At 65.7% G+C, this 21,239-nt stretch carries 18 protein-coding genes; 16 read left to right on the forward strand and 2 right to left on the reverse strand.

The features are described 5' to 3' along the window. Window positions 1-205: 205 nt before the first annotated feature. The 3 genes from RYH74_RS16910 (at window position 206) to RYH74_RS16920 (ending at window position 2,132) form a co-directional block, all read left to right on the forward strand. Window positions 206-697, forward strand: a complete 492-nt coding sequence (locus RYH74_RS16910; RefSeq protein WP_317409791.1) for a GNAT family N-acetyltransferase — start codon at window positions 206-208, stop codon at window positions 695-697. Next, a complete protein-coding gene (locus RYH74_RS16915) occupies window positions 645-1,307 on the forward strand; it encodes an HIT family protein (RefSeq protein ID WP_317409792.1) in 663 nt (220 codons plus the stop codon). Before RYH74_RS16910 ends, RYH74_RS16915 begins: the two co-directional genes overlap by 53 nt. A 264-nt stretch (window positions 1,308-1,571) precedes the next feature. After that, window positions 1,572-2,132: a GNAT family N-acetyltransferase gene (locus tag RYH74_RS16920; RefSeq protein WP_317409793.1), complete on the forward strand. Its 561-nt coding sequence runs from the start codon at window positions 1,572-1,574 to the stop codon at window positions 2,130-2,132. Window positions 2,133-2,461: 329 nt separating this feature from the next. On the opposite strand, the gene RYH74_RS16925 is transcribed toward RYH74_RS16920, so the two are convergent. Continuing rightward, window positions 2,462-3,418: an aliphatic sulfonate ABC transporter substrate-binding protein gene (locus RYH74_RS16925; RefSeq protein ID WP_075045444.1), complete on the reverse strand. Its 957-nt coding sequence runs from the start codon at window positions 3,416-3,418 to the stop codon at window positions 2,462-2,464. A 16-nt stretch (window positions 3,419-3,434) separates the two neighbouring features. After that, window positions 3,435-4,400: an ABC transporter substrate-binding protein gene (locus RYH74_RS16930; protein ID WP_317409794.1), complete on the reverse strand. Its 966-nt coding sequence runs from the start codon at window positions 4,398-4,400 to the stop codon at window positions 3,435-3,437. 198 nt (window positions 4,401-4,598) lie between these two features. Between RYH74_RS16930 and RYH74_RS16935 the strand changes: the two genes are divergently transcribed. The 13 genes from RYH74_RS16935 to RYH74_RS16995 all read left to right on the forward strand — a co-directional run bounded on the left by RYH74_RS16935 (window position 4,599) and on the right by RYH74_RS16995 (window position 21,238). Further along, entirely contained in the window at window positions 4,599-5,489 is an 891-nt protein-coding gene (locus RYH74_RS16935) for a LysR family transcriptional regulator (protein WP_317409795.1), read from the forward strand. 167 nt (window positions 5,490-5,656) lie between these two features. Beyond that, complete coding sequence (locus RYH74_RS16940; protein ID WP_317409796.1) at window positions 5,657-6,790, forward strand: acyl-CoA dehydrogenase family protein; 1,134 nt, start codon at window positions 5,657-5,659, stop codon at window positions 6,788-6,790. Beyond that, the gene (locus RYH74_RS16945) at window positions 6,787-7,731 is read left to right on the forward strand and encodes a D-isomer specific 2-hydroxyacid dehydrogenase family protein (RefSeq protein ID WP_286100024.1); all 945 of its coding nucleotides are present in this window, start codon (window positions 6,787-6,789) and stop codon (window positions 7,729-7,731) included. Before RYH74_RS16940 ends, RYH74_RS16945 begins: the two co-directional genes overlap by 4 nt. Before the next feature lie 17 nt (window positions 7,732-7,748). Next, window positions 7,749-8,543, forward strand: coding sequence for a class II aldolase/adducin family protein (locus RYH74_RS16950; protein ID WP_286100025.1), 795 nt, complete (start codon window positions 7,749-7,751; stop codon window positions 8,541-8,543). A 93-nt stretch (window positions 8,544-8,636) separates the two neighbouring features. Beyond that, window positions 8,637-10,262, forward strand: a complete 1,626-nt coding sequence (locus tag RYH74_RS16955; RefSeq protein ID WP_317409797.1) for an ABC transporter substrate-binding protein — start codon at window positions 8,637-8,639, stop codon at window positions 10,260-10,262. After that, complete coding sequence (locus tag RYH74_RS16960; protein ID WP_075045452.1) at window positions 10,259-11,209, forward strand: ABC transporter permease; 951 nt, start codon at window positions 10,259-10,261, stop codon at window positions 11,207-11,209. Before RYH74_RS16955 ends, RYH74_RS16960 begins: the two co-directional genes overlap by 4 nt. 1 nt (window position 11,210) lies before the next feature. After that, window positions 11,211-12,125 carry an ABC transporter permease gene (locus RYH74_RS16965; RefSeq protein ID WP_286100027.1) on the forward strand — a complete coding sequence of 305 codons (915 nt, stop codon included), beginning with the start codon at window positions 11,211-11,213 and terminating at the stop codon, window positions 12,123-12,125. Next, entirely contained in the window at window positions 12,122-13,741 is a 1,620-nt protein-coding gene (locus RYH74_RS16970) for a dipeptide ABC transporter ATP-binding protein (protein ID WP_286100028.1), read from the forward strand. Before RYH74_RS16965 ends, RYH74_RS16970 begins: the two co-directional genes overlap by 4 nt. Before the next feature lie 72 nt (window positions 13,742-13,813). Beyond that, window positions 13,814-15,148, forward strand: coding sequence for an LLM class flavin-dependent oxidoreductase (locus tag RYH74_RS16975; RefSeq protein WP_075045455.1), 1,335 nt, complete (start codon window positions 13,814-13,816; stop codon window positions 15,146-15,148). 31 nt (window positions 15,149-15,179) lie between these two features. Then, on the forward strand, window positions 15,180-16,280 hold the full coding sequence (locus RYH74_RS16980) for an LLM class flavin-dependent oxidoreductase (protein WP_286100029.1): 1,101 nt from the start codon (window positions 15,180-15,182) through the stop codon (window positions 16,278-16,280). A 436-nt stretch (window positions 16,281-16,716) separates the two neighbouring features. Then, complete coding sequence (locus RYH74_RS16985; RefSeq protein WP_075045457.1) at window positions 16,717-18,279, forward strand: flavin monoamine oxidase family protein; 1,563 nt, start codon at window positions 16,717-16,719, stop codon at window positions 18,277-18,279. An 18-nt stretch (window positions 18,280-18,297) separates the two neighbouring features. Continuing rightward, on the forward strand, window positions 18,298-18,792 hold the full coding sequence (locus RYH74_RS16990) for a RidA family protein (protein ID WP_317409798.1): 495 nt from the start codon (window positions 18,298-18,300) through the stop codon (window positions 18,790-18,792). 34 nt (window positions 18,793-18,826) lie between these two features. Continuing rightward, window positions 18,827-21,238 (forward strand): TonB-dependent receptor, encoded by a 2,412-nt coding sequence (locus tag RYH74_RS16995; RefSeq protein ID WP_317409799.1) that lies wholly within the window; start codon window positions 18,827-18,829, stop codon window positions 21,236-21,238. Window position 21,239: the final 1 nt, after the last annotated feature.

Here is a 21,239-nt window from a genome sequence, read left to right on the forward strand (position 1 = left end):
GCTCCCACAGAGGATCGCGCCACCTTTGGGAATTTGAGCAAGACAGTTGCTTCAGGCTCCTGCTGATTCAATGAGTTATGTGCAGCTCCATGAGAGATGACAAAAGCTGAGTTGCTTGCCAAGGTCGACCGTTAGCCATTGCAAACAGGCCTGAAGGTGCCATAGGCTGCCTTTCCATGAATCGGCCACTGACACTGGATAAACGATGATCGAACTACAAGGATGTGGAGAGTTTTCAGGCTTGGAGTGCCGGCCTGTCGGGCCCGATGACGCAGAAATGATCTGCTCACATCGCCAGGAGATGTTTCTTGAGGCGGGTGGCGACCCTGAGAAACTGCAAGTCATGACTCAGCACTTTCGCCCATGGCTGGAAGAGCGACTCGGTGACGGTCGGTACTACGGTTTCAAGCTCATGGATGGCGACCAACCTGTCGCAGCCATTGGCTTGATGAGCATTGATTGGCCTCCCCATCCATCGCACCCGACCCTGGACAAGCGTGGGTACGTGCTGAATGTGTTCGTCCAGCCGGCCTATCGCCGCCGTGGCCTGGCTTCAGCCTTGATGCAGGCAGCCGACGCCGAGTTCGCTCGCCGAGGCATCACCTTCGCTGTCCTGCACGCAACCGAGACGGGTAAACCGGTCTATGAGCAAACCGGTTGGACTGGAACGTCGGAAATGGCCAAATCCATTAGTTGATAGTTACCGCTTTCGACCAAAAGCGGGGATTGGAAAAAAGACAGTATCCGGCAAGACGCGGACATCGATCTGTCGCAATGCTACGCTCGCTAGTTCCTCTCAAGGCTATCTCATGGAAATACCGGCTCGATTCATCATTCACGAATCCAGGTACTGGGTTCTCAACCACCGCATGGACAGTGCGTTGCCGGGCTATCTGATGCTCAGCGCGAAGCACATGACCAACTCGCTGGCAGCGCTACCGCTTGAGGCGCAATCGGAACTTGGGGTATTGCAGGCGCTAATCCAGAAAACCATTGAAGATCACCTCTCGCCCAAACACTTGTATATTGGCCGGTTCGGGCACGATGCCGGTTACTCCATCCACTTCCACTTCATCCCGGTGTATGACTGGGTTGAAGCCATTTTCTGGCAGGACGAAAGATACAGGCTGCTGCAAACCTTCGGCTCGGGGGACACCGCACCTCAGCAAACAGATGGCGCAGAACTGATGCTATTCATCTGGCGAGAGTTTTGCGAACGCCCCGTGCCGCCAGCGATACAAGGTCATCGTGTTGATGACGTTGTTGCTACCCTGCGTAGCTCATTTGAATCAAGACTTCCCGTTTAGCACACTGAGCTCAGCTCTCGTGTGGCACCAAGACGATAGTTCGAACCAATGCGGCGTTGCAGCTGTTGGCCGGCCTACACCGTGCCAACAATTTGCTTCGCAGAGGCACACACCATGCCTTTCACTTGGCCGTGAGCCCCCATAGCCCGCGAACCCTTACTGGCATGGCAGGTGCAGTTGCCGTGTTAAACGCCATTTTGATGCCGAGCCCATTGGTCCGTGCCCTGATGGTCGATCCTAGGTTTTCGGGGGTACATATTTATCGTGATAGATATATTGGCTCTTCCTCATGAGATTGAGGGCAATGGTCTACGCCTGCTTCGTCCTCGGCCAGAGTTCGCACCACTGCTGCATACGGCCCTGAAACGCAGCTATGAACTCCATAAAAATTTCCTCAGATGGCCAAACGCTGAAGTATCGCTTATCGACGTAAAGGAAAGTCTTCAGCGATCAGTTACCGCATCCAATTCATCTGATCCGACAGCAGAAAAGAAGTACTACATTTTCACTAGCGAATTGGACACCTTGGTAGGCTGTATTGGAGTTCGATACCTGCCAGAGCAGGAATGTAACTCCCTGGGTTACTGGGTAAATATTGACTGTGCTGGGCGCGGCTATATGACCAACGCGCTGCAGTTGGTCCTTCCATTTTTGAAGGCTCTGCCAACTGTGCTGTTTATTTCTGAGCGAAATGAATCCAGTAAAAAATTGGCAGTCCGGGCAGGTTTCGAGCTGTATGGCACAATCGTGGGTAACAGTGAGGATGCTCGAGACAGATCCCATAATACTCTGATCTATCGGATTGAAAGCCAAGGAAATCGATGACGCACCAGCCCCATGCCGGCCGTTCGCGGGCAGCGCGACAGTATTCCTCAGGCCGTCATAGAACCTACCCTGCTTGGTGGCCACGCCTTAGAGCGCCATATCCAGGGTAGGCTCCATCTACTTGGCCTTCTGGCCACCATCGCTCAGTAACCTTTGGTGTCGGCGTAGTTGGCAAGCTCGCTGTGGATCAGTTCGAGTTTTCCAGCGCCACCAGCATCGCTTTTGCCGGTTAGTCCAGCACCGGCAAAGCGACGGCAAGGCCAGGGCCTTCTTCGGGTTGTCGCGCAGGCCACCGATGTCATACGGACGCTCGAAACGAGCATCCAACACTAGTCTGCAACCGGCTGATACAAGCTCACCGCCTTGGCATCCACCGCCTTGGGCAACAGCCCCTCGCGGTAGAACGCATCGGCGATACGTTGCTGTTCGGCCAGGTTCTCCGGCTTCACCGGCTGCACGTCGTAGCTGCGCCGCGCATTGGCCTGCTGCACCGTGGCACTGTCCAGGTTGCCCCACAACGGCCCGAGGATGCGTGCTGCGGCCGCCGGGTTGGCCTTGGTCCAGACACCTGCCTCACGCAGGGCCTGGTACACCTGCTGCAGCACCTCGGGGTGGGCCTGGGCATAGTCGCTGCTGGCCAGGTAGTAGCGCTGGTAGCTGGCCAGTTCGCTGCCGTCGGCCAGGATGCGAGCATTCTGCTGGCGCTGGGCGCTGGCCACGTAAGGGTCCCAGGTTACCCAGGCATCGACCTTGTGGTTCTCGAAGGCGGCGCGGCCGTCGGCAGGGATCAGGTAGGCCGGGGTGATGTCCTTGAAGGTCAGCCCGGCCTTGGCCAGGGCCTGGATCAGCAGGTAGTGGCTGCCAGCCGCCTTGGTCACCGCCACGCGCTTGCCCTTGAGGTCGGCCAGGGTCCTGAGTGGCGAGTCCGCGGGCACCAGGATGGCCTGGGCCGTTGGCGAAGGCGTCTCCCGGGCGAAGTAGGTAAGCCTGGCGCCAGCAGCCTGGGTGAATACCGGAACGGTGTCGGCAACATCCGCCGACAGGTCGACATTGCCCAGGTTCAGCGCCTCCAGCAATGGCAAGCCGCTGGGGAACTCGTGCCAGCTGACGCGAATGCCCTCGGCCTGCAGGCGTTGTTCGAGGCTGCCGCGGGCCTTGAGCAGGGTGAGCAGGGTCGAGGATTTCTGGTAGCCGATGCGCAGGGTCTGTTCGGCGCTGGCCAGGCTCGGCAACAAGGCGCTGGCCAGCAGCGCCAGGCCAAGCTGGCGCAGGGGTTTGAAGGACATGTAGAGGTCTCCGGAGTCAGGGTTGCGCGGCCAGCGTGGCGGCATCGGGTAGGGTGAAGCCGGTGGCGAAGGTCGGTGCCACATCGAGGCGTTCGCTCATCAGGCCGTGGGCGTGGTAGAAGTCGGCGGTGTCCTGCTGTTGCGCCACGGTCTGCGGGTCGATCACCTGCCAGCGCAGCTGGCGGCGATCGAACTGCAGGCGGGCGGCGTCCTCGGGGAAGCCGATGATCGCGGCCAGGGTTTTCGAGTAGCTGTCCAGGTGCTGGTTGGCCCAGACCTGCGCCCCAGCCAGGCGGTTGAGGTAGTCCTGCAACGCTGCACGACGCTCGGGTTGATCCAGCGCCTTGTCGGTGGCGGCGAGGAAGCTGTTGCCGCTGGAAAGGCCGCGGCCGTTGACCAGCACCCGGCCCTGCCCGCTCAGCTCGGCCAGCGCGGTGTAGGGTTCCCAGGTCGACCAGGCGTCCACCGAGCCGTTGGCCAGGGCGATCTTGGCGTCCACCGGCCCGAGGAAGCGGAACTCCACGTCCTGCTCGCTCAAGCCGACCTGGTCCAGTGCCTTGAGGGCCAGATGATGGCCGATCGACCCGCGACCGGTGGCGATGCGCTTGCCCTTGAGCTCGGCCGCGCTGTGCAGCTGCGCGTCAGGACGCACCAGCAGCGCCGTGCCATAGGGGTCGGACTTGTCCACGGCAATGGCCTTGACCGGTGCCCCCGAAGCCAGCACGAACAGCAGCGGCGCATCGCCAATGATGCCGGCATCGATCGCCCCGGCATTGAGCGCCTCGGCCAGCGGCGCGGCAGCGGGGAACTCGGCCCAGTGGATGTCGTACGGCAGGTCGCGCAATGCGCCTGCGGCTTCCAGCTGGGCGCGCATGTTGCCCTTCTGGTCGCCGATGCGCAGGGTCAGGCGCTCGGCGGCGCCGGCCTGGCTGGCCAGCAGCAGGGCCGCGGCCAGGGTCAGCAGCTTCGATCGGATGGACATGGCGTTCCTCGGTGTCTGGGCGGGCAGCATCATGCGGCCCGTGCCAGGCGACTCTAGCGAGATCCGTCAAATAAATTAAATTGATTTTAGGAATATCCTAATATGCGTTTTCATCTATCGAAACAGAACCGATGGCATTACCCGCCAGGCAGATTATGCTAATGCCTTATTTTCCATCCGACCCTGTGAGCGCCAGTTATGAAAATCGATGATATGGACGCCTTCGTCGCGGTCATCCGCTGCCAATCCACCAACCTCGCCGCCGAGGCCCTGCAACTGACGCAACCGGCGATCACCCGCCGGGTGCAGAACTTCGAGGAAGACCTTGGCGCCACCCTGCTCGACCGCAACACCAAGCCGCTCAAGCCCACCCCCATGGGCCTGCGGGTGTACGAGCAGTGCAAGGCGATCCTGCGCGAGATCGACTCGCTGCGCGAACTGGTGGCCAACGATGGCGCGCCTTCGGGCACCCTGCGCCTGGGTGTGCCGCAAACCCTGGGTGATGTGGTGCTGCTCGATGCCCTGGCGCAGATTCGCGAGGCCTACCCGCAATTGCGCACCCAGGTCAGCAGCGGTTGGGGCAGCAGCCTCATCGCGCGCATGGAAAACGCTGAACTGGACGCCGCCGCCGCGCTGTTCCCACCGGGCAAGATCTTCCCCGAAGGCATCGCCAGCCGTTCGATCGCGCGCATGCCGCTGAAGGTGGTAGCCGCCAAGGGCAGCGTCACCAAGCGTAGCTACAAGCTCAAGGACTGCTACACCCGTGGCTGGGTGCTCAACCCCGATGGCTGTGGTTTCCGCGCCGGCCTGCAGCGGGCGCTGAGCGAACAGGGGCTGAGCCTGTCGATCAACCTGGAAACCTTCGGCACCGAGTTGCAACTGGGCCTGGTCGCCAACGGCCAGGGCCTGGGGCTGGTGCCCGAACCACTGCTGCAGGCCAGCCGCCACCGCGATGCGCTGGATGTGATCAACGTCAGTGATTTCAAGCCGCAAGTAGACCTGTGGCTGTTCCATCCACGTTACCTGGGCAACCTGCAGGAACCCGTCGAGCTTTTCGGTGAGGTGGCTGGGCACAGGCTGCTGAGTTGAGCACGCAGGGGCGCCTGGCGCCCCGCCAATAAATGCAATTCATGCATAACAGTAAAAACAATAAATTCTTAAAACAAATAATTAGCATAGAACCAAAAAGACTTTTACAGCGTTCATCCATACGAATACGGTCTTAGCAACACACCGTCATTCAGGGATGAAACCCCATGAGTCACCCCTCCGACAGCGCCCTCGCCGAGCTGACGCAGGCCCTCGCGGCCAACGCCGAACGCTACGACCGCAGCGCGCAGTTCCCCCAGGACAATTTCGACCTGCTGCACCGCCACGGCCTGCTCGCCTTCACCGTACCCCGCGCACTCGGTGGCACTGGCGCGGACCTGGCCAGCGCCCGTCGGGTAATCGGCGCGGTCGGCAAGGGCGACCCGGCTACCGCGTTGATCCTGGTTATGCAGTACCTGCAGCACTTTCGCCTGCAGGACGAGGCCCGCTGGCCCGAACACCTGCGCCAGCGCGTGGCCCGCGATGCCGTGCATCAGGGCGCACTGATCAATGCCCTGCGCGTTGAACCCGAACTCGGCACCCCGGCCCGCGGCGGCTTGCCCGCCACCGTGGCGCGGCGCACAGCCGAGGGCTGGCGCCTGAGCGGGCGCAAGATCTACTCCACCGGCAGCCACGGCCTGACCTGGTACCTGGTCTGGGGCCGTAGCGACGACGCCGACCCGCTGGTCGGCGGCTTCCTGGTGCACCGCGACACGCCCGGCATCACCATCGTCGATGACTGGGACCACCTGGGCATGCGCGCCACCTGCAGCCATGAAGTGCGCTTCGATGACGTGCTGATCCCCCTCGACCATGCCGTCAGCGTCAGCCCGGCAAGCGCACCGAAGGCCGAGCTCGACGGCGAGAGCCTGCTGTGGATGGCCGTACTGCTGCCGGCGGTGTACGACGGCGTGGCCCGTGCCGCCCGCGACTGGCTGGCGGGTTTTCTCAAGCAGCGTGCCCCCTCCAACCTGGGCGCGCCGCTGGCCAGCCTGCCACGCTTCCAGGACGTGCTGGGGCGCATCGACACCCTGCTGTTCGCCAACCAGGGCCTGCTTGACGCAGCCACCGCCGGGCAGGTTGCTGCGCAGCATGCCGGGCAACTCAAGCACCTGGTCAGCGCCAATGCCATCCAGGCCGTGGAGCTGGCCATCGAGGCCGCCGGCAACCCCGGGCTGTCGCGGCGCAATCCGCTGGAACGGCACTACCGCGACGTGCTCTGCAGCCGCATCCACACCCCGCAGGACGATGTGGTGTTCGGCCAGGCCGGCCGCGCGGCGCTGGCGGAGGTGCACGCATGAGCCATTCGATCATCGCCAGCCAGCTCGACGCCCAGGCCAACCAGCATCTGCGCGAACACCTGCCGGACCATGAAGTCATCGATATCGCCCCCGGCCAGCTGGCCCTTCAAGCCCCTGCCGATGTATTCATCCTGCGCCCGATCAACGTGCGCGGGCAGCGCATCGACACCCCGCCGCCAGGCTGGCCCTGGGGCCTGAAGTGGGTGCAGCTGGTGTCCTCGGGCATCGACTTCTACCCCGACTGGGTGTTTCAGGGCACACCGGTCACCAGCGGCAAGGGCGCCAATGCCGAGCAGGTGGCCGAATTCGCCCTGGCCCTGGTGTTCGCCGCCGCCAAGCAACTGCCGGGGCTGTGGGTCAAGGATGCCGACTGGCGCCTGACCCCGCTGGCGCCGTTGCGCGGCCGCACCCTGGGCATTCTCGGTTTTGGCAGTATCGGCCAGAGCCTGGCGCGCAAGGCAGTGGCCCTTGGCATGAAGGTGCTGGCCTTGAGTCGCCCCGGCCAGGCGATCGCCGAGGTGCCCGGGGTGGAGCGCGCCGCCGACCTGCAGCAGTTGTTCGCCGGCAGCGACCACCTGGTGCTGGCCGCCCCACTCACCGCCGCCACCCGTGGCCTGGTCGACCGTCAGGTGCTGGCCCATGCCCGCCCTGGCCTGCACCTGATCAACATCGCCCGCGGTGGCCTGCTCGACCAGCAAGCCCTGCTCGAGGCCCTGGACAGCGGCCTGATCGGCCGCGCCAGCCTGGATGTTACCGACCCCGAGCCACTGCCCGCCGGCCACCCGCTGTATCACCACCCACGGGTGTTCCTGTCGCCGCACACCTCGGCCATTTCCGAGGACGGCTACCCGGCCCTGCTCGAAGCCTTCATCGCCAACTTCCACCGCTACCGCGAGCAGGCGCCCCTGGCCAACCTGGTCGACACCGCGCGCGGCTACTGATTACCGGAGAGCACACCATGAGTTCACTGTCTGCCGTCACTACCAACACCGACAAGGTGCGCGACCGGGTCAGCGCCGAAGAGTGGGAGGTGCGGGTCAAGCTGGCTGCCGCCTACCGCCTGGCCGCCCTGTTCCGCTGGACCGACCACATCTACACGCACTTTTCGGCCCGCGTGCCGGGGCCGGACGAACACTTCCTGATCAACGCCTTCGGCCTGCTGTTCGACGAAATCACCGCCTCCAACCTGGTCAAGGTCGACGTCGACGGCACCATCATCGACGACCCGCTGGGGCTGGGCATCAACCAGGCCGGCTACGTGATCCACAGCGCAATCCACCGCGCCCGCCCCGACCTGAAGGCCGTTCTGCACACCCACACCCGCGATGGCGCAGCGGTATCGGCCCAGCGCGACGGCCTGCTGCCGATCTCCCAGCACGCCTTGGCCTACTACAGCCGGGTGGTTTACCACGACTACGAAGGCGTGGCCCTGGACCTGGACGAACAACAGCGGCTGGTGGCCAACCTGGGCGACAGCAACATCCTCATCCTGCGCAACCACGGGTTGCTCACCGGGGGGATCAGCGTCGAGCACGCGTTCCGTGAGCTGCATGGGCTGGAGCGGGCCTGCAACATCCAGGTGGCGGCCCAGGCCGGGGGCAATGACCAGCTGCTGCATGCATCGCAGGCGGCGATTGCCAAGGTGCATGAACAGTCGAAGCGGTTTTCCGATGGCAAGGGGGAAGGCATCCAGCGGCATTGGGATGCGTTGATCCGGCAGCTGGACCGCGAGGGCCGCGATTACCAGGACTGACTGGAAGGCAGCTGTCGCCTGTATCGGCCTCTTCGCGGGCATGCCCGCGAAGAGGCCGGCACAGGTAACCCCAATTCAATGAAGGACCATCCCATGCCCCCACTGCACCGCCTGTTCGCCATCGGCTCCCTGGCCCTGGCCCTGGCCCTGACCGCCTGCTCCCCAGCCGACAACACCTCGGCCAGCAACACCCTGAACATCGCCTTCTGGGGCGACAACACCACCCTGGTCAGCGTCGACCCCTTCCAGGTCTACTGGCTGGAGCACCGCGTGCTGCTGCGCAACGTGGCCGAGTCCCTGACCGACCAGGACCCGCAAACCGGCCGTATCATCCCCTGGCTGGCAAAAAGCTGGGAGGTCAGTGCCGATACCCTGAGCTACACCTTCCAGCTGCGCCAGGACGTCACCTTCAGCAACGGCGAACGCTTCGACGCCCACGCCGTGAAAACCGCCTTCGACAGCAACAAGGCCTTCGCCACGCAGCTGCCGGCCACCTTCGGTGCTACCTACCTGGCTGGCTACGACCACGCCGAGGTGCTGGACGACTTCACCGTGCGCCTGGTCCTGGCCAAACCCAACGCCGGTTTCCTGCAGGCCACCTCGACCACCAACCTGGCCATCCTTGCGCCGGCCTCCTACAAGCTGACTGCCCAGGCGCGCTCGCTGGGCAACATCATCGGCACCGGCCCGTTCATCCTCGAGCACTACACCCCGGAGGTCGGCGCACGCCTGGTCAAGCGTGCCGACTACGCCTGGCCATCAGCCAACATGCACAACCAGGGCCCGGCGCACCTGGATGCCGTGGACATCAGCTACATCCCCGAGGAAAGCGTGCGCAACGGCCTGTTCCTGCAGGGCAAGGCCGACATCCTGTGGCCGCGCAACCCGTTCTCGGAAGTCGACCTGAAGCTGTTCCAGTCCAAGGGCGCGACCATCCAGAGCCGCTCGCTGCCGGGCCCGGCGCTCAACCTCTACCCCAACACCCGCAACGACCGCCTGCTGGCCGACCGCCAGGTGCGCCTGGCACTGCAGAAGGCCATCGACCGCACCAGCTACGCGCATACCGTGTACAACGCCGCGTTCCCGGTGGTGAGTGGCGTTTACGACGTCACCACGCCGTACTTCAAGCCCCAGGCCGACAAGCTCGCCTATGACCCCACGGGCGCCGAGCAACTGCTCGAGGCCGCCGGCTGGCACAAGGGCGAGGACGGCTACCGGCACAAGAACGGCCAGCGCCTGACCCTGCGCTACAACCTGACCCCGGCCGAAAGCGCCGGTGACGTGCTGGTGCAGGACCAGCTGCGCAAGGTCGGCATCGACCTCAAGCTCAATGTGCTGACCCGCGCCGAATGGGTGGCCGGGAACGCGTCCGGCAACTACGACCTGACCTCCACCTACATGACCCGCGCCGACCCGATCATCCTGCAGACCATCCTCGACCCGCGGGCAGCAAGCAGCACCACGTTGGCCACCAACACCTACGAACCGCACACCCTGGCCAGGGCCCAGGCGCTGTTCGACAGCGGCATCACCGCCACCGCCGCCCCGCAACGGGCCCAGGCCTACGGCCAGCTGCAGGACCTGCTGGTCGACGAGGCGTCGGCGTTCCCGCTGTACGAGCGCGTCTGGCAAGCCGCCACCGCGCCGCGGGTCAAGGACTTCCGCTGGACTGCAGAAGGCTTCGCGCTGCTCAGTGACATCCAGGTCGGCCAGCCATGAAACGCTACCTGATCGGCCGCATCGGCCAGGCCCTGTTGGTGCTGTGGGGCGCCTACACCATCACCTACTTCATCCTCTACCTGCTGCCGGGCGACACGCTGGCGATCATGCTCAGCGCCTCGGGCATGGAGGCCGATGGCCTGTCACCCGAGGACCTGGCCAAGGCCCGTGCCTACTACGGGCTGGACAAGGGGCTGCTCGAGCAGTACTTCGACCTGCTGTGGCGCGCCCTGCACGGTGACCTCGGGCAGTCGCTGTCGCTGGGCCGGCCGGTCACTGCGCTGCTGGCCGAGCGCCTGCCGCAGACCCTGGCCCTGGCCGGCGCGGCCATCGCCCTGTCGCTGCTGGCCGGGGTCGGCCTGGCCTACCTGACCGCCTACCTGCAATGGCGGCCACTGAAGACCGCCCTGGCACGCCTGCCGTCGCTGGGTTTCTCGGTGCCGGTGTTCTGGATGGGCCTGCTGCTGATCCAGGTATTCGCCTTCGCCCTCGGCTGGTTCCCGGCCACCGGCAGCCAGGGCCTGGCCAGCCTGGTGCTGCCGGCGATCACCTTGGCGATCCCCAGCGCCGCGGTGTACGCCCAGGTGCTGCAGCGTGGCTTCCAGGGCGTGTGGCAGGAACCCTACATCACTACCGCCTTCGCCAAGGGCCTGAGCCGGGCCCAGGTGCAGGCGCGCCATGGCTTGCGCAACGCGGCCTTGCCGCTGTTGACCCTGATCGGCCTGCAGGTCGGCAATACGGTATCCGGCGCGGTGCTGGTGGAAACCATCTTCTCGCGCAACGGCGTCGGCCGCCTGGCCCAGGAGGCCGTGCTGCGCCAGGACATCCCGGTGGTGCTGGCGATCGTCGCGGTATCGGCCACCGCCTTCGTGGTGGTGAACCTGATCGTCGACCTGCTCTACCCGTACCTCGACCCACGCATCACCCACACGGCCAAGGTGAGCTGAGATGACCATCGACCTTTCCCTGTCCCCGATCGACACCCAGCCCACGGGCGAGGTGGCACATCCTGCCAGCGCCTGGAAGCGGCGTACGCACCTGCAGCGCGCCCGGCAGGCCCTGCTCCCGCTGCTGCGCAGGCCCGGCTTCAGCCTGGCGCTATTGATCGTGCTGTTCGCCCTGTTCGCGGCACTGGCCCCACAGCTGCTGACCAGCTTCGACCCCTACGCCACCTCGCCCGCCGACAAGCTCAGTGCCCCCGGCGTGGTGCACTGGTTCGGCACCGACGAGCTGGGCCGCGACCTGTATACCCGGGTGGTCTATGGCGCGCGCCTGTCGGTGCTGGCCGCATTGCTGGCGGTGGCCATCGCCCTGCTCGGTGGCCTCGGCCTGGGCGTGCTGGCCGGCTTTGCCGGTGGGCGCGTCGACGCGGCGCTGATGCGCCTGATCGACGTGTTGCTGGCACTGCCCGGCCTGTTGCTGGCATTGGCCATTGTCACCGCGATCGGCTTCGGCACGGTGCCGGTGGCAGTCGCCGTGGGCGTCGGCATCATCCCGGGCTTTGCCCGCACCACCCGCGCCGAAGTGCTGCGCATCAAGACCCTGCCCTATGTCGAGGCCGCCCGCCTGGGCGGTGCCAGCTGGGCGCGCACACTGCTGCGCCATGTGCTGCCCAACGCCTGGGGCCCGGTGGCGGTGCTCGCCACCCTGGACTTCGGCGCAGCCATCCTGGCCACCGCCGGGCTGAGTTTCCTCGGCTTCGGCGCGGCGCCGCCGGCGGCGGAATGGGGCACGCTGATCGCCAACGGCCGCCACTTCCTGATCACCGCCCCTTGGGTCTCCCTGCTGCCAGGGCTGTTCGTGGTAGCCGTGGTGTTCAGCCTCAACCACCTGGCGCGCAGCGCCGAGGAGCATGCCCGATGAGCCTGCGCCCCCTGATCGAGGTCCGCGACCTGAGTGTCAGCTACACCTTCGCCGGGCAACCCATCCAGGCCTTGCGCCAGCTGTCGTTCAGCCTCGCCCAGGGCGAGACGCTGGCCATCGTCGGCGAGTCCGGCTCGGGCAAGTCGACCCTGGCCAATGCCCTGCTCGGCCTGCTGCCGGGCAATGCCCGCATCGAGCAGGGCCAGCTGTGGGTCGACGGCGTGGATGTGGCCCGGGCCAGCGAGCGTACCCGGCGCCAGTTGCGCGGGCGCACCATCGGCCTGGTACCGCAGGACCCGATGGTCAGCCTCAACCCGACCCTGCGCATCGGCCGGCAGATTGCCGAGGCCTTGCTGCTGGCTCGCGGCCGACGCTACCCGACGGTGGATGCCGAGGTGCTGGAACTGCTGGCCCAGGTCGGCCTGGACGACCCGGCGCTGCGCGCCCGCCAGTATCCCCATGAACTTTCCGGCGGCATGCGCCAACGGGTGCTGATCGCCATCGCCCTGGCCGGCGAGCCGCGGCTGATCATCGCCGACGAGCCCACCAGCGCGCTGGACGTGACGGTGCAGCGGCGCATCCTCGACCACCTGCAACGGCTGGTGGCCGAGCGCGGCATCGCGCTGCTGATCATCACCCATGACCTGGGCATGGCCTGCGACCGCGCCGACCGCCTGCTGGTCATGAAACAGGGTGAGCTCGTCGAGCAGGCCACGCCCAGGCAGATCCTCTGGGGCGCACGGCAGCCCTACACCCGCGACCTGCTCAACGCCGCGCCGGCCTTCGTGCCACGGCGCAGGCCTGGCGCGCCGAGGGGCCAGGCAGCGCTGCTGCGCCTGAGCAACGTCGGCAAGCACTTCGCGTTGCCCGGGCAGGATGCCCACTTCACCGCCCTGCATGACCTGAACCTTGAGGTGCATGCCGGGCAGACCCTGGCCATCGTCGGCGAGTCGGGCTCAGGCAAGAGCACCGCCCTGCGGATCGCCCTCGGGCTGGAAAAGCCCAGCCACGGGCGGGTGGAGTTCGCTGGCGTGGACGTCAGTGCCTGCAGCTGGCGGCAGTTCCGCCCCCTGCGCCGGCGCATCCAGCTGGTGCAGCAGAACCCGTTCGCCGCGCTGGACCCGCGCTTCACCGTGTTCGACAGCATCGTCGAACCGCTGGTGTCGTTCGGCCTGCTCAAGGGCGAGGCCCTGGAGCGCAAGGCTCGTGAACTGATCACGCAGGTGCAGCTGCCGGTGCACTTCCTCGACCGCCTGCCCCGGGAGCTGTCGGGCGGCCAGCGCCAACGGGTGGCGATCGCCCGGGCATTGGCCCTGGAGCCCGAGGTGCTGCTGCTCGACGAGCCGGTCAGTGCGCTGGACGTGTCGGTGCAGGCGCAGATCCTCGCCCTGCTGGATGAGCTGCAGCGCGAGCTGGGAATGGCCTACGTGCTGGTCTCCCACGACCTGGCGGTGGTGGCGAGCATGGCCGACCAGGTGCTGGTGCTGCAGCGCGGCCAGGTGGTCGAGCAAGGGCCGGCGGTGCAGGTGTTCGGCCAACCGGCCAGCGCCTATACGCGGGCGCTGATCGAGGCGATACCCGGGCATTCGCGCAGCGTGCTGCCCGTGGCGGTTTGACCGTTTTGCCGTGCGGCACGGGCGTGCCGCGCGGATCAGACATTGAGGCCTATCTGGCAAGAGGTATTGAACATGAGCAAAAGACAGATCCATCTCGGCGCAATGATCCACGGTGTCGGCCACGGCTGGGGCGAATGGCGCCACCCCGAGGCGCTGGCCGACGCCAGCGTCAACTTCGGTTTCTACAAGCAGCAGGCGCAATTGGCCGAGGCGGCCAAGTTCGATTTCGCCTTCATCGCCGACAGCCTGCACATCCATGCCCGTTCCAGCCCCCACTACCTCAACCGCTTCGAGCCGCTGACCATTCTCTCGGCACTGGCGGCGGTCACCACCCATATCGGCCTGGTGGCCACGGTCACGGTCAGCTATACCGAACCGTTCCAGGTCGCCCGCCAGCTCGCCTCGCTGGATTTGATCAGCGGCGGCCGCGCCGGCTGGAACGTTGTCACCTCATGGCTGTCGGGCACCGCCGACAACTTCGGCAAGGACCAGCACCCGCCCCACGCCGTGCGCTATCGCATCGCCCGCGAGCACGTCGAAGTGGTCAAGGGCCTGTGGGACTCATGGGAAGACGACGCCTTCACCCGCGACAAGCAGAGCGGCGAATTCTTCGACCCGGCCAAGTTGCACACCCTGGGCCACAAGGGCGAGTTCTTCAAGGTCAAGGGCCCGCTGAACATCCAGCGCTCGCCCCAGGGCCAGCCGCTGATCTTCCAGGCCGGCGTGTCGGAGGACGGGCGCAACTTCGCCGCGCAGAACGCCGATGCAATCTTCGTCAACCCCGAGTCGTTCAGCGATGCCCGCGCCTACTACCAGGATTTGAAGCAACGCGCCGCAAGCCATGGCCGCGACCCGGACCAGCTGTTCATCCTGCCGGGCATCCGCCCCATCGTCGGCCGCGACGAAGCAGAGGTGGAGCGCCGCTACCAGCAGGCCGTCGACCTGGTGAGCATCGAGGACGCCCTGGTCGCCCTCGGCCGCCCGTTCAACGACTACGACTTCAGCCAGCACGAGCTGGATGCACCGTTCCCCGACCTGGGCACCCTCGGCGACAACAGCCACAAGGGCACCGCCGACCAGTTGAAGCAACTGGCCCGCGACGAAAGCCTGAGCCTGCGCCAACTGGCCTTGCGCTTCTCGCGCCCAAGACGTGACTTCACCGGCACCCCCGAGCAGGTCGCCAACGCCTTGCAGGACTGGTTCGAAGACGGCGCTGCCGACGGCTTCATCATCAACTCGCTGCTACCCGATGGCCTGCAGTATTTCACCGAGCTGGTGGTGCCCCTGCTGCAAGCGCGCGGCCTGGTGCGCAGCGAATACAGCGGCAGCACCCTGCGCGACAGCTTTGGCCTGAGCGTTCCGACCAACCGCAACACGCTGCGTCGCGGGCAGATCGCAGCTGCCTGAATCCGCCCCACACGAAAAGGAGTTCCATTGCATGAGCCTAGAATTCATCGGCCTCATCGGCCCCCAGGAAAGCAGCGAATCACAGGCCCCGCGCGGCCCGCTGGTCGACCTTGATTTCATCAAGGCCTTCGCCCAGGCCCAGGAATACGCCGGCTTTGACAAGGCCCTGCTGGCAGTCAACACCAGCGCGCCGGACTCGATGATACTGGCCAGCTACGTAGCCGCGCTGACCGAGCGCATCGGCCTGCTGGTGGCGCACCGCCCCGGCTTCCAGGCGCCAACCTTCGCCGCTCGCCAGTTCGCCACCCTCGACCAGCTCAGCCGCGGCCGCGCCTCGATCAACGTGATCACCGGCGGCGACAGCGGCGACCTGCAGCGCGACGGCGACTTCCTCGACAAGGACGCCCGCTACGCCCGCACCGACGAATACCTGCAGGTACTACGCAACACCTGGACGCAGACCACACCCTTCGACCACCACGGCGAGCATTACCGGGTGGAAGACAACCTGACCCTGGTCAAGCCGGTGGGCAACCTGCCGGTGTACTTCTCCGGCGCTTCGGACGCGGCGGTGGAGGTCGCGGCGAAACACGCCGATGTGTACATGATGTGGGGGGAGCCACTGGAGCAGGTGCGCGAGCGCATTGCCCAGGTGCGCAAGGCCGCGGCCCGTCACGGGCGGGAGAATCACATCCGCTTCAGCCTGTCGCTGCGGCCGATCCTGGGGGCCACCGAGGAAGAGGCCTGGGCGCGGGCCGAACGCATCCTGGCCGATGCCAGGCAGCGCATCGGCATCCGCCAGGGCAACCGCCGCGAGAAGAATTTCGGCAAGAGCAATGTCGGCTCCGAGCGCCTGGTACAGCTGGCCGGCCAGCGCAAGGTGCACGATACCCGGCTGTGGACCGAAATCGCAGCTTTGGGCGGCGGGGCCGGCAATTCCACCTCACTGGTGGGCACGCCCGAGCAGGTGGCCGAAGCGGCGCTGGCCTACTACGAACTGGGTGTGAGCACCTTCCTGTTCCGTGGCTTCGAGCAATTGCGCGATGCCGTGGAGTACGGGCAGGAGCTGATTCCGCGGATCCGCGCGCTGGTGGCCCAGCGTGAGGCAGGACGCGGTACGCGTTCTGCATAGGCCCTGCCGCCTGTGCAGGCCCTTTCGTTGCCTTGGCAGGGACCTTGTGGGAGATTGCCCAGCCCTTTGGGCCGCGCTGTCGGACAGATAACTGAGTTCGCGAGCGATCCTCGTACCCTGTGGGAGCGGCTTTAGCCGCGAAGAATCCAACACGGTGCATGGCACCGGCTGCGCCGGTGTTCGCGGCTAAAGCCGCTCCCACAAGGCCCCGCTCAAAAATCAGCATTACGCATTTATACTGATGTGGTTTATCAGTAATAAACATAATTAACATAGAACCAAAAAGCCTTTCACAGCACCGTGAAAGTCCATTAGGTTCTGTAAACCGACCCCCAACATGGCGGAGGCAAATGGATTTGTGCCAGCCGCCGTCGGGTCCGTCCCTTCGATCCGCCCGTTGCGCACATCCGAACCCAACCTTCTCGGAGCATGCGACATGGGATTGTCCCGTAGAGACCTGATCACCCGCCTCGCCGCCATTGGCGGCTATTCGGCAGCCCTGGGTGCGCTGGGGCAGAATGCCCTGGCTGCCACCTTCCAACCCCTGCAACTGGCCGCAAGCGGCGGCAACGGCAAGCGCGTGGTGATTGTCGGGGCTGGTATTTCCGGCCTGGTATCCGCCTACGAGCTGCGCAAGGCCGGCTTTTCGGTCACCGTGCTGGAGGCCCGCGAGCGGGTCGGTGGCCGGGTCTGGACCTTGCGCCAGGGCGACCGCGTCGAGCACAACGACGGCAGTTCGCAAACCGTCGAGTTCGACCAGGGCCACTTCTTCAACGCCGGCGCCGCGCGCCTGCCCAGCCATCACCTGACCATCCTCGGCTACTGCCGTGAGCTGGGCGTGGAGCTGCAGGTGCTGGTCAACAGCAGCCGCAACGCCCTGGCCCAACCAGACCTGGCTCGCCCACCGCTGCTGCTGCGCCAGGCAGTCAACGACACCCGCGGGCACTTCAGCGAACTGCTGGCGCGCAGTGTCAGCCGCAACTCCCTCGATGCCGAGCTCGACAGCAGCCAGCGCAAGGCCTTGCTGGACTTCCTCAAGGTCTACGGCGACCTCGACAGCCAGCAGCAGTACCGCGGTTCGGTACGCGCCGGCTACACCCGCTTCGCCGGCGCCGGCGACCAGACCCCGATCCAGCGCCAGCCGGTGCCGCTGGACCAGCTGCTGGACAGCAACCTGCTACTGCCGCTGGTGTTCGACGAAATCCCCGAGTTCTCCTCGACCATGTTCCAGCCGGTCGGTGGCATGGACCAGATTCCCAAGGCGTTCTATCGCCAGGTCAAGGACAGCGTGCGCCTGGGCGCCGAGGTGCTGGGGGTGGATACCGGTGACAACGGTGCCAAGGTGGTCTGGCGCGACCGCAAGAGCGGCCAGCAGCACATCGAACAGGCCGACTACGCCATCGTCACCCTGCCCCTGCCGCTGCTGGCCAAGCTGCCGAACAACTTCGACAAGGCCTTCAGGCAGGCCATCGCCAGCGCCGAAGGCGACAAGGCCAACAAGGTGGCCTGGCAGTCGCCGCGCTTCTGGGAAACCGACTTCCAGATCTATGGCGGGCTCAGCTACATCAACCACGAAGCCCGCACCCTGTGGTACCCCAGCGATCACCTCAACAGCGCCCAGGGTGTGCTGGTCGCCACCTACAACACGGGCGCGGTGGCCCAGCAGTTTGCCGCCAAGCCGCTGCAGGCCCAGGTCGCCTCCTCGCGCCAGGCGGTGGAATCGCTGCACCCGGGCCACAGCCACAAGCTGGCCAGGCCGGTGGTGGTGAACTGGTCGAAGATCCCTTTCAGCGAAGCGCCGTGGATCGTCCACGACGAAGTCGCCCAGCCCGGCTACGACCTGCTCAACCAGCCCCAGGGGCGTACCTGGCTGGCCAGCGACGCCCTGGCCCATGGCGGCGTGGGCATCTGGCAGAACAGTGCCGCCGAGTCCGCCCGCCGGGTGGTCGGCCTGATTGCCAAACACGCCAGCCAGACCACCCGAGGCGTTGCCGCCTGACCTGCAAGGAACCGCCCCATGCCTCGTCTTCTTCTGATTGCCGGAGTACTCATGTCGCTCACCCTCAACGCCCACGCCGACGGCATCAAGCGCGTCGCGCCACCCGGCTCGAACTTCCCCATCTCGCAGCTGGTCACGGTACCGGCCGGCAGCCAGCTGACCTTCATCAGCGGCACCCTGCCGGACGTGGCCGACCCAAAGGCGCCCAAGGGTAGCGTTGCGGCGCTGGGCAACACCGAAACCCAGGCCCGCTCGGTGCTGAACAAGCTGCGCACGGCGCTGCGCAGCCAGGGCCTGGACCTTGGCGACATCGTCCAGTTGCGGGTGTTCCTGGTAGGCGACCCAGCCAACGGCGGCGCCCTCGACTTCGCCGGGCTGCAGGCGGCCTACACCGAGTTCTTCGCCACCGCCGAGCAACCCCGTACACCGACCCGCACCGCCATCCAGGTGGTGGCCCTGCCATTGCCGGGCGCGCTGGTGGAAATCGACGCGATCGCGGCCAAGGCGCCGTAAGTGCGCCAGCCATGCCAGACAAGGAACTGCGTGCATGAAGCCAGCTTTTAAAACTGCCTCTTTTTTCGGCGTGGCCCTGGCCGCCGGGCTGCACAACGCACCCAGCCTGGCCGAGGAACCCGCCGCCCAGGCCCTGGGCACGGTGATCGTCACCGGCAACCGTGGCAGCGAGAAACGCACCGTAACCAGCAGCCCGGTGCCCATCGACGTGATCAGCGCCAAGCAGTTGCAGGAAACCGGCAAGCCCGGCCTGATGGAAGCCCTCAGCGCCAGCGTGCCGTCGCTGACCTTGCCGGAAAAGACCGGCTGGGACGCCAGCGGCATGGCCCGCGCCCCTAACCTGCGCGGCCTCAACGCCGCCCAGGTACTGGTGCTGGTAAACGGCAAGCGCCGCCATACCAGCGCTACGCTCAACATCAGCGGCATCAACGCCGGCGCAGCCCCCGCCGACCTCGACCTGATTCCCATCAGTGCCATCGACCATGTCGAGGTGCTGCGTGATGGTGCGGCCGCCCAATACGGCTCCGACGCCATCGCCGGGGTGATCAACGTGATCCTCAAGGCCGACGCCAGCGGCACTGCCGTGACCACCGCAGGCCAGGGCTACGACGGCAAGAAGCAGACCGTGCAGCAAAGCCTGAACAAGGGCTTAGAGATCGGCCGCGACGGCATCGTCCAGCTGGCACTGGACGCCCGCAGCCAGAACGACGACAACAAGGCCAGCGCCAATGGCTACAGCCAGGCCGAAGCCCTGGACCGCGCCGGCAAGGTTACCTACGGCGGCTATGGCACGCCGAAGATCAACCTTCTGACCCTGGGCTACAACGCCGAACTGCCGCTGCAGGACGACCTGACGCTCTACTCGTTCAGCACCTGGTCGTACCGCAAGGCCGAGCAGGGCCAGAACTTCCGCCTGCCGACCATCGTCAACACCATCACCACCGGGCCCAACGGACGCCCCTCGGGCTACACGCCCACCTGGTACATCGAGGAATACGACTACCAGGCGGCGTTTGGCGCCAGGGGCCTGGCCGGCGAATGGGACTGGGACCTGTCCAGTACCTACGGGCGCAACGAGGCCGAACAGGGCACCTGGAACAACCAGAACCCGTCACTGGGCGAGGCCACGCCCAACCATTTCGAATCCGGCACCTGGGTCAGCTCGCAACTGACCAGCAACCTCGACCTGCGCCGCAGCTTCGAGGTTGGGCTGACCAAGCCGCTGGACTTCTCTTGGGGCCTGGAACAGCGCCGCGATACCTACCAGGTGCAGGCTGGCGACTGGGCCAGCTGGGCCGACGGCGGCTACTGCAAGGCGCCCGGCAATTGCGCCGCCTCCGGTGCCCAGGTCACCAACGGCATCTCCCCTGCCGAGGCCGCCAGTGCCAGCCGCAACAGCTACGCCGGTTACCTGGACGTGGGTTTCAACCCGCTGCCGCAGTGGTACTGGGGCGCTGCCCTGCGCTACGAGCACTATGATCGCAATATCGGGGCCACCCGCAGCGGCAAGCTGACCACCCGCTACGAGCTGACCCCCGAACTGGCCGTGCGGGCGACGGTGAGCAACGGCTTCCGCGCGCCGTCCTTGGCCAACAACCTGTTCAGCGCCCGCTCCACCACCTACGGCGTGGTCGACGGCGTGTACCAGTCGATCAACTATGGCGTGCTGCCGGTGGATTCGGCCGCCGCCAAGGCGCTGGGCGCCGAACCACTGAAACCGGAAAAGTCCACCAACTACAGCCTGGGGCTGGCCTGGCAGCCCGGCGAGCGCCTGGCCTTCACTGCCGATGCCTACCTGATCAACGTGCGCGACCGCATCACCCTCACCGGTACCCTGCTCGGCCCCGAGGTCACCCAGGCCCTGCTCGCCAACGGTATCGACTCGACCTCGGGCGGCCAGTACTTCACCAACGGCGCCGATACCCGCACCAAGGGCCTGGACCTGGTGGGCAGCTACGACCAGGACCTGGGCGGTGCAGGGACGGTGAAGTGGACGGCGGCCTTCAACTGGAACGACACCGAGATCCTCGACTACAAGCAGAGCGTGAACATCCTCGGCACGCCCTACGAGCTGATGAATCGCCAGGCGCGCAACCTGCTGACCGAGGTACAACCGCACACCAAGCTGATCCTTGGCGGCAACTGGCGCCTGGACCGCTACCGGGTCAACCTGGGGCTGACCCGCTACGGATCCTGGCGCGAGGTGAATGCCGCCAACGACCGTTCGCTGGACCGGGAGTACAAGGCGCGCTGGATCACCGACCTGGATGCAGGCTACCAGCTGACCAAGGACCTGGAGGTGGCGATCGGGGCGCGCAACCTGTTCGATATCTACCCCGAGCGCCAGGCACCGAGCAGCAAGACCATGGTCAAGGGATATGGGGTGTATTCGCCCTATGGCTTTACCGGCGGGTACTACTTCGGGCGGGTGACCTACACCTTCTGAA

Origin of the sequence: Pseudomonas sp. LSJ-87 (assembly GCF_032971465.1) — a bacterium.
GTDB classification, from domain to species: domain Bacteria; phylum Pseudomonadota; class Gammaproteobacteria; order Pseudomonadales; family Pseudomonadaceae; genus Aquipseudomonas; species Aquipseudomonas putida_Z.

Excerpts from the sequence above, each read along its gene's own strand:
- RYH74_RS16910 (WP_317409791.1), top strand. The coding sequence starts at position 206 with ATGATCGAACTACAAGGATGTGGAGAGTTTTCAGGCTTGGAGTGCCGG.
- RYH74_RS16915 (WP_317409792.1), top strand. The coding sequence starts at position 645 with ATGAGCAAACCGGTTGGACTGGAACGTCGGAAATGGCCAAATCCATTA.
- RYH74_RS16925 (WP_075045444.1), bottom strand. The coding sequence starts at position 3,418 with ATGTCCTTCAAACCCCTGCGCCAGCTTGGCCTGGCGCTGCTGGCCAGC.
- RYH74_RS16930 (WP_317409794.1), bottom strand. The coding sequence starts at position 4,400 with ATGTCCATCCGATCGAAGCTGCTGACCCTGGCCGCGGCCCTGCTGCTG.
- RYH74_RS16935 (WP_317409795.1), top strand. The coding sequence starts at position 4,599 with ATGAAAATCGATGATATGGACGCCTTCGTCGCGGTCATCCGCTGCCAA.
- RYH74_RS16940 (WP_317409796.1), top strand. The coding sequence starts at position 5,657 with ATGAGTCACCCCTCCGACAGCGCCCTCGCCGAGCTGACGCAGGCCCTC.
- RYH74_RS16945 (WP_286100024.1), top strand. The coding sequence starts at position 6,787 with ATGAGCCATTCGATCATCGCCAGCCAGCTCGACGCCCAGGCCAACCAG.
- RYH74_RS16950 (WP_286100025.1), top strand. The coding sequence starts at position 7,749 with ATGAGTTCACTGTCTGCCGTCACTACCAACACCGACAAGGTGCGCGAC.
- RYH74_RS16955 (WP_317409797.1), top strand. The coding sequence starts at position 8,637 with ATGCCCCCACTGCACCGCCTGTTCGCCATCGGCTCCCTGGCCCTGGCC.
- RYH74_RS16960 (WP_075045452.1), top strand. The coding sequence starts at position 10,259 with ATGAAACGCTACCTGATCGGCCGCATCGGCCAGGCCCTGTTGGTGCTG.
- RYH74_RS16965 (WP_286100027.1), top strand. The coding sequence starts at position 11,211 with ATGACCATCGACCTTTCCCTGTCCCCGATCGACACCCAGCCCACGGGC.
- RYH74_RS16970 (WP_286100028.1), top strand. The coding sequence starts at position 12,122 with ATGAGCCTGCGCCCCCTGATCGAGGTCCGCGACCTGAGTGTCAGCTAC.
- RYH74_RS16975 (WP_075045455.1), top strand. The coding sequence starts at position 13,814 with ATGAGCAAAAGACAGATCCATCTCGGCGCAATGATCCACGGTGTCGGC.
- RYH74_RS16980 (WP_286100029.1), top strand. The coding sequence starts at position 15,180 with ATGAGCCTAGAATTCATCGGCCTCATCGGCCCCCAGGAAAGCAGCGAA.
- RYH74_RS16985 (WP_075045457.1), top strand. The coding sequence starts at position 16,717 with ATGGGATTGTCCCGTAGAGACCTGATCACCCGCCTCGCCGCCATTGGC.
- RYH74_RS16990 (WP_317409798.1), top strand. The coding sequence starts at position 18,298 with ATGCCTCGTCTTCTTCTGATTGCCGGAGTACTCATGTCGCTCACCCTC.
- RYH74_RS16995 (WP_317409799.1), top strand. The coding sequence starts at position 18,827 with ATGAAGCCAGCTTTTAAAACTGCCTCTTTTTTCGGCGTGGCCCTGGCC.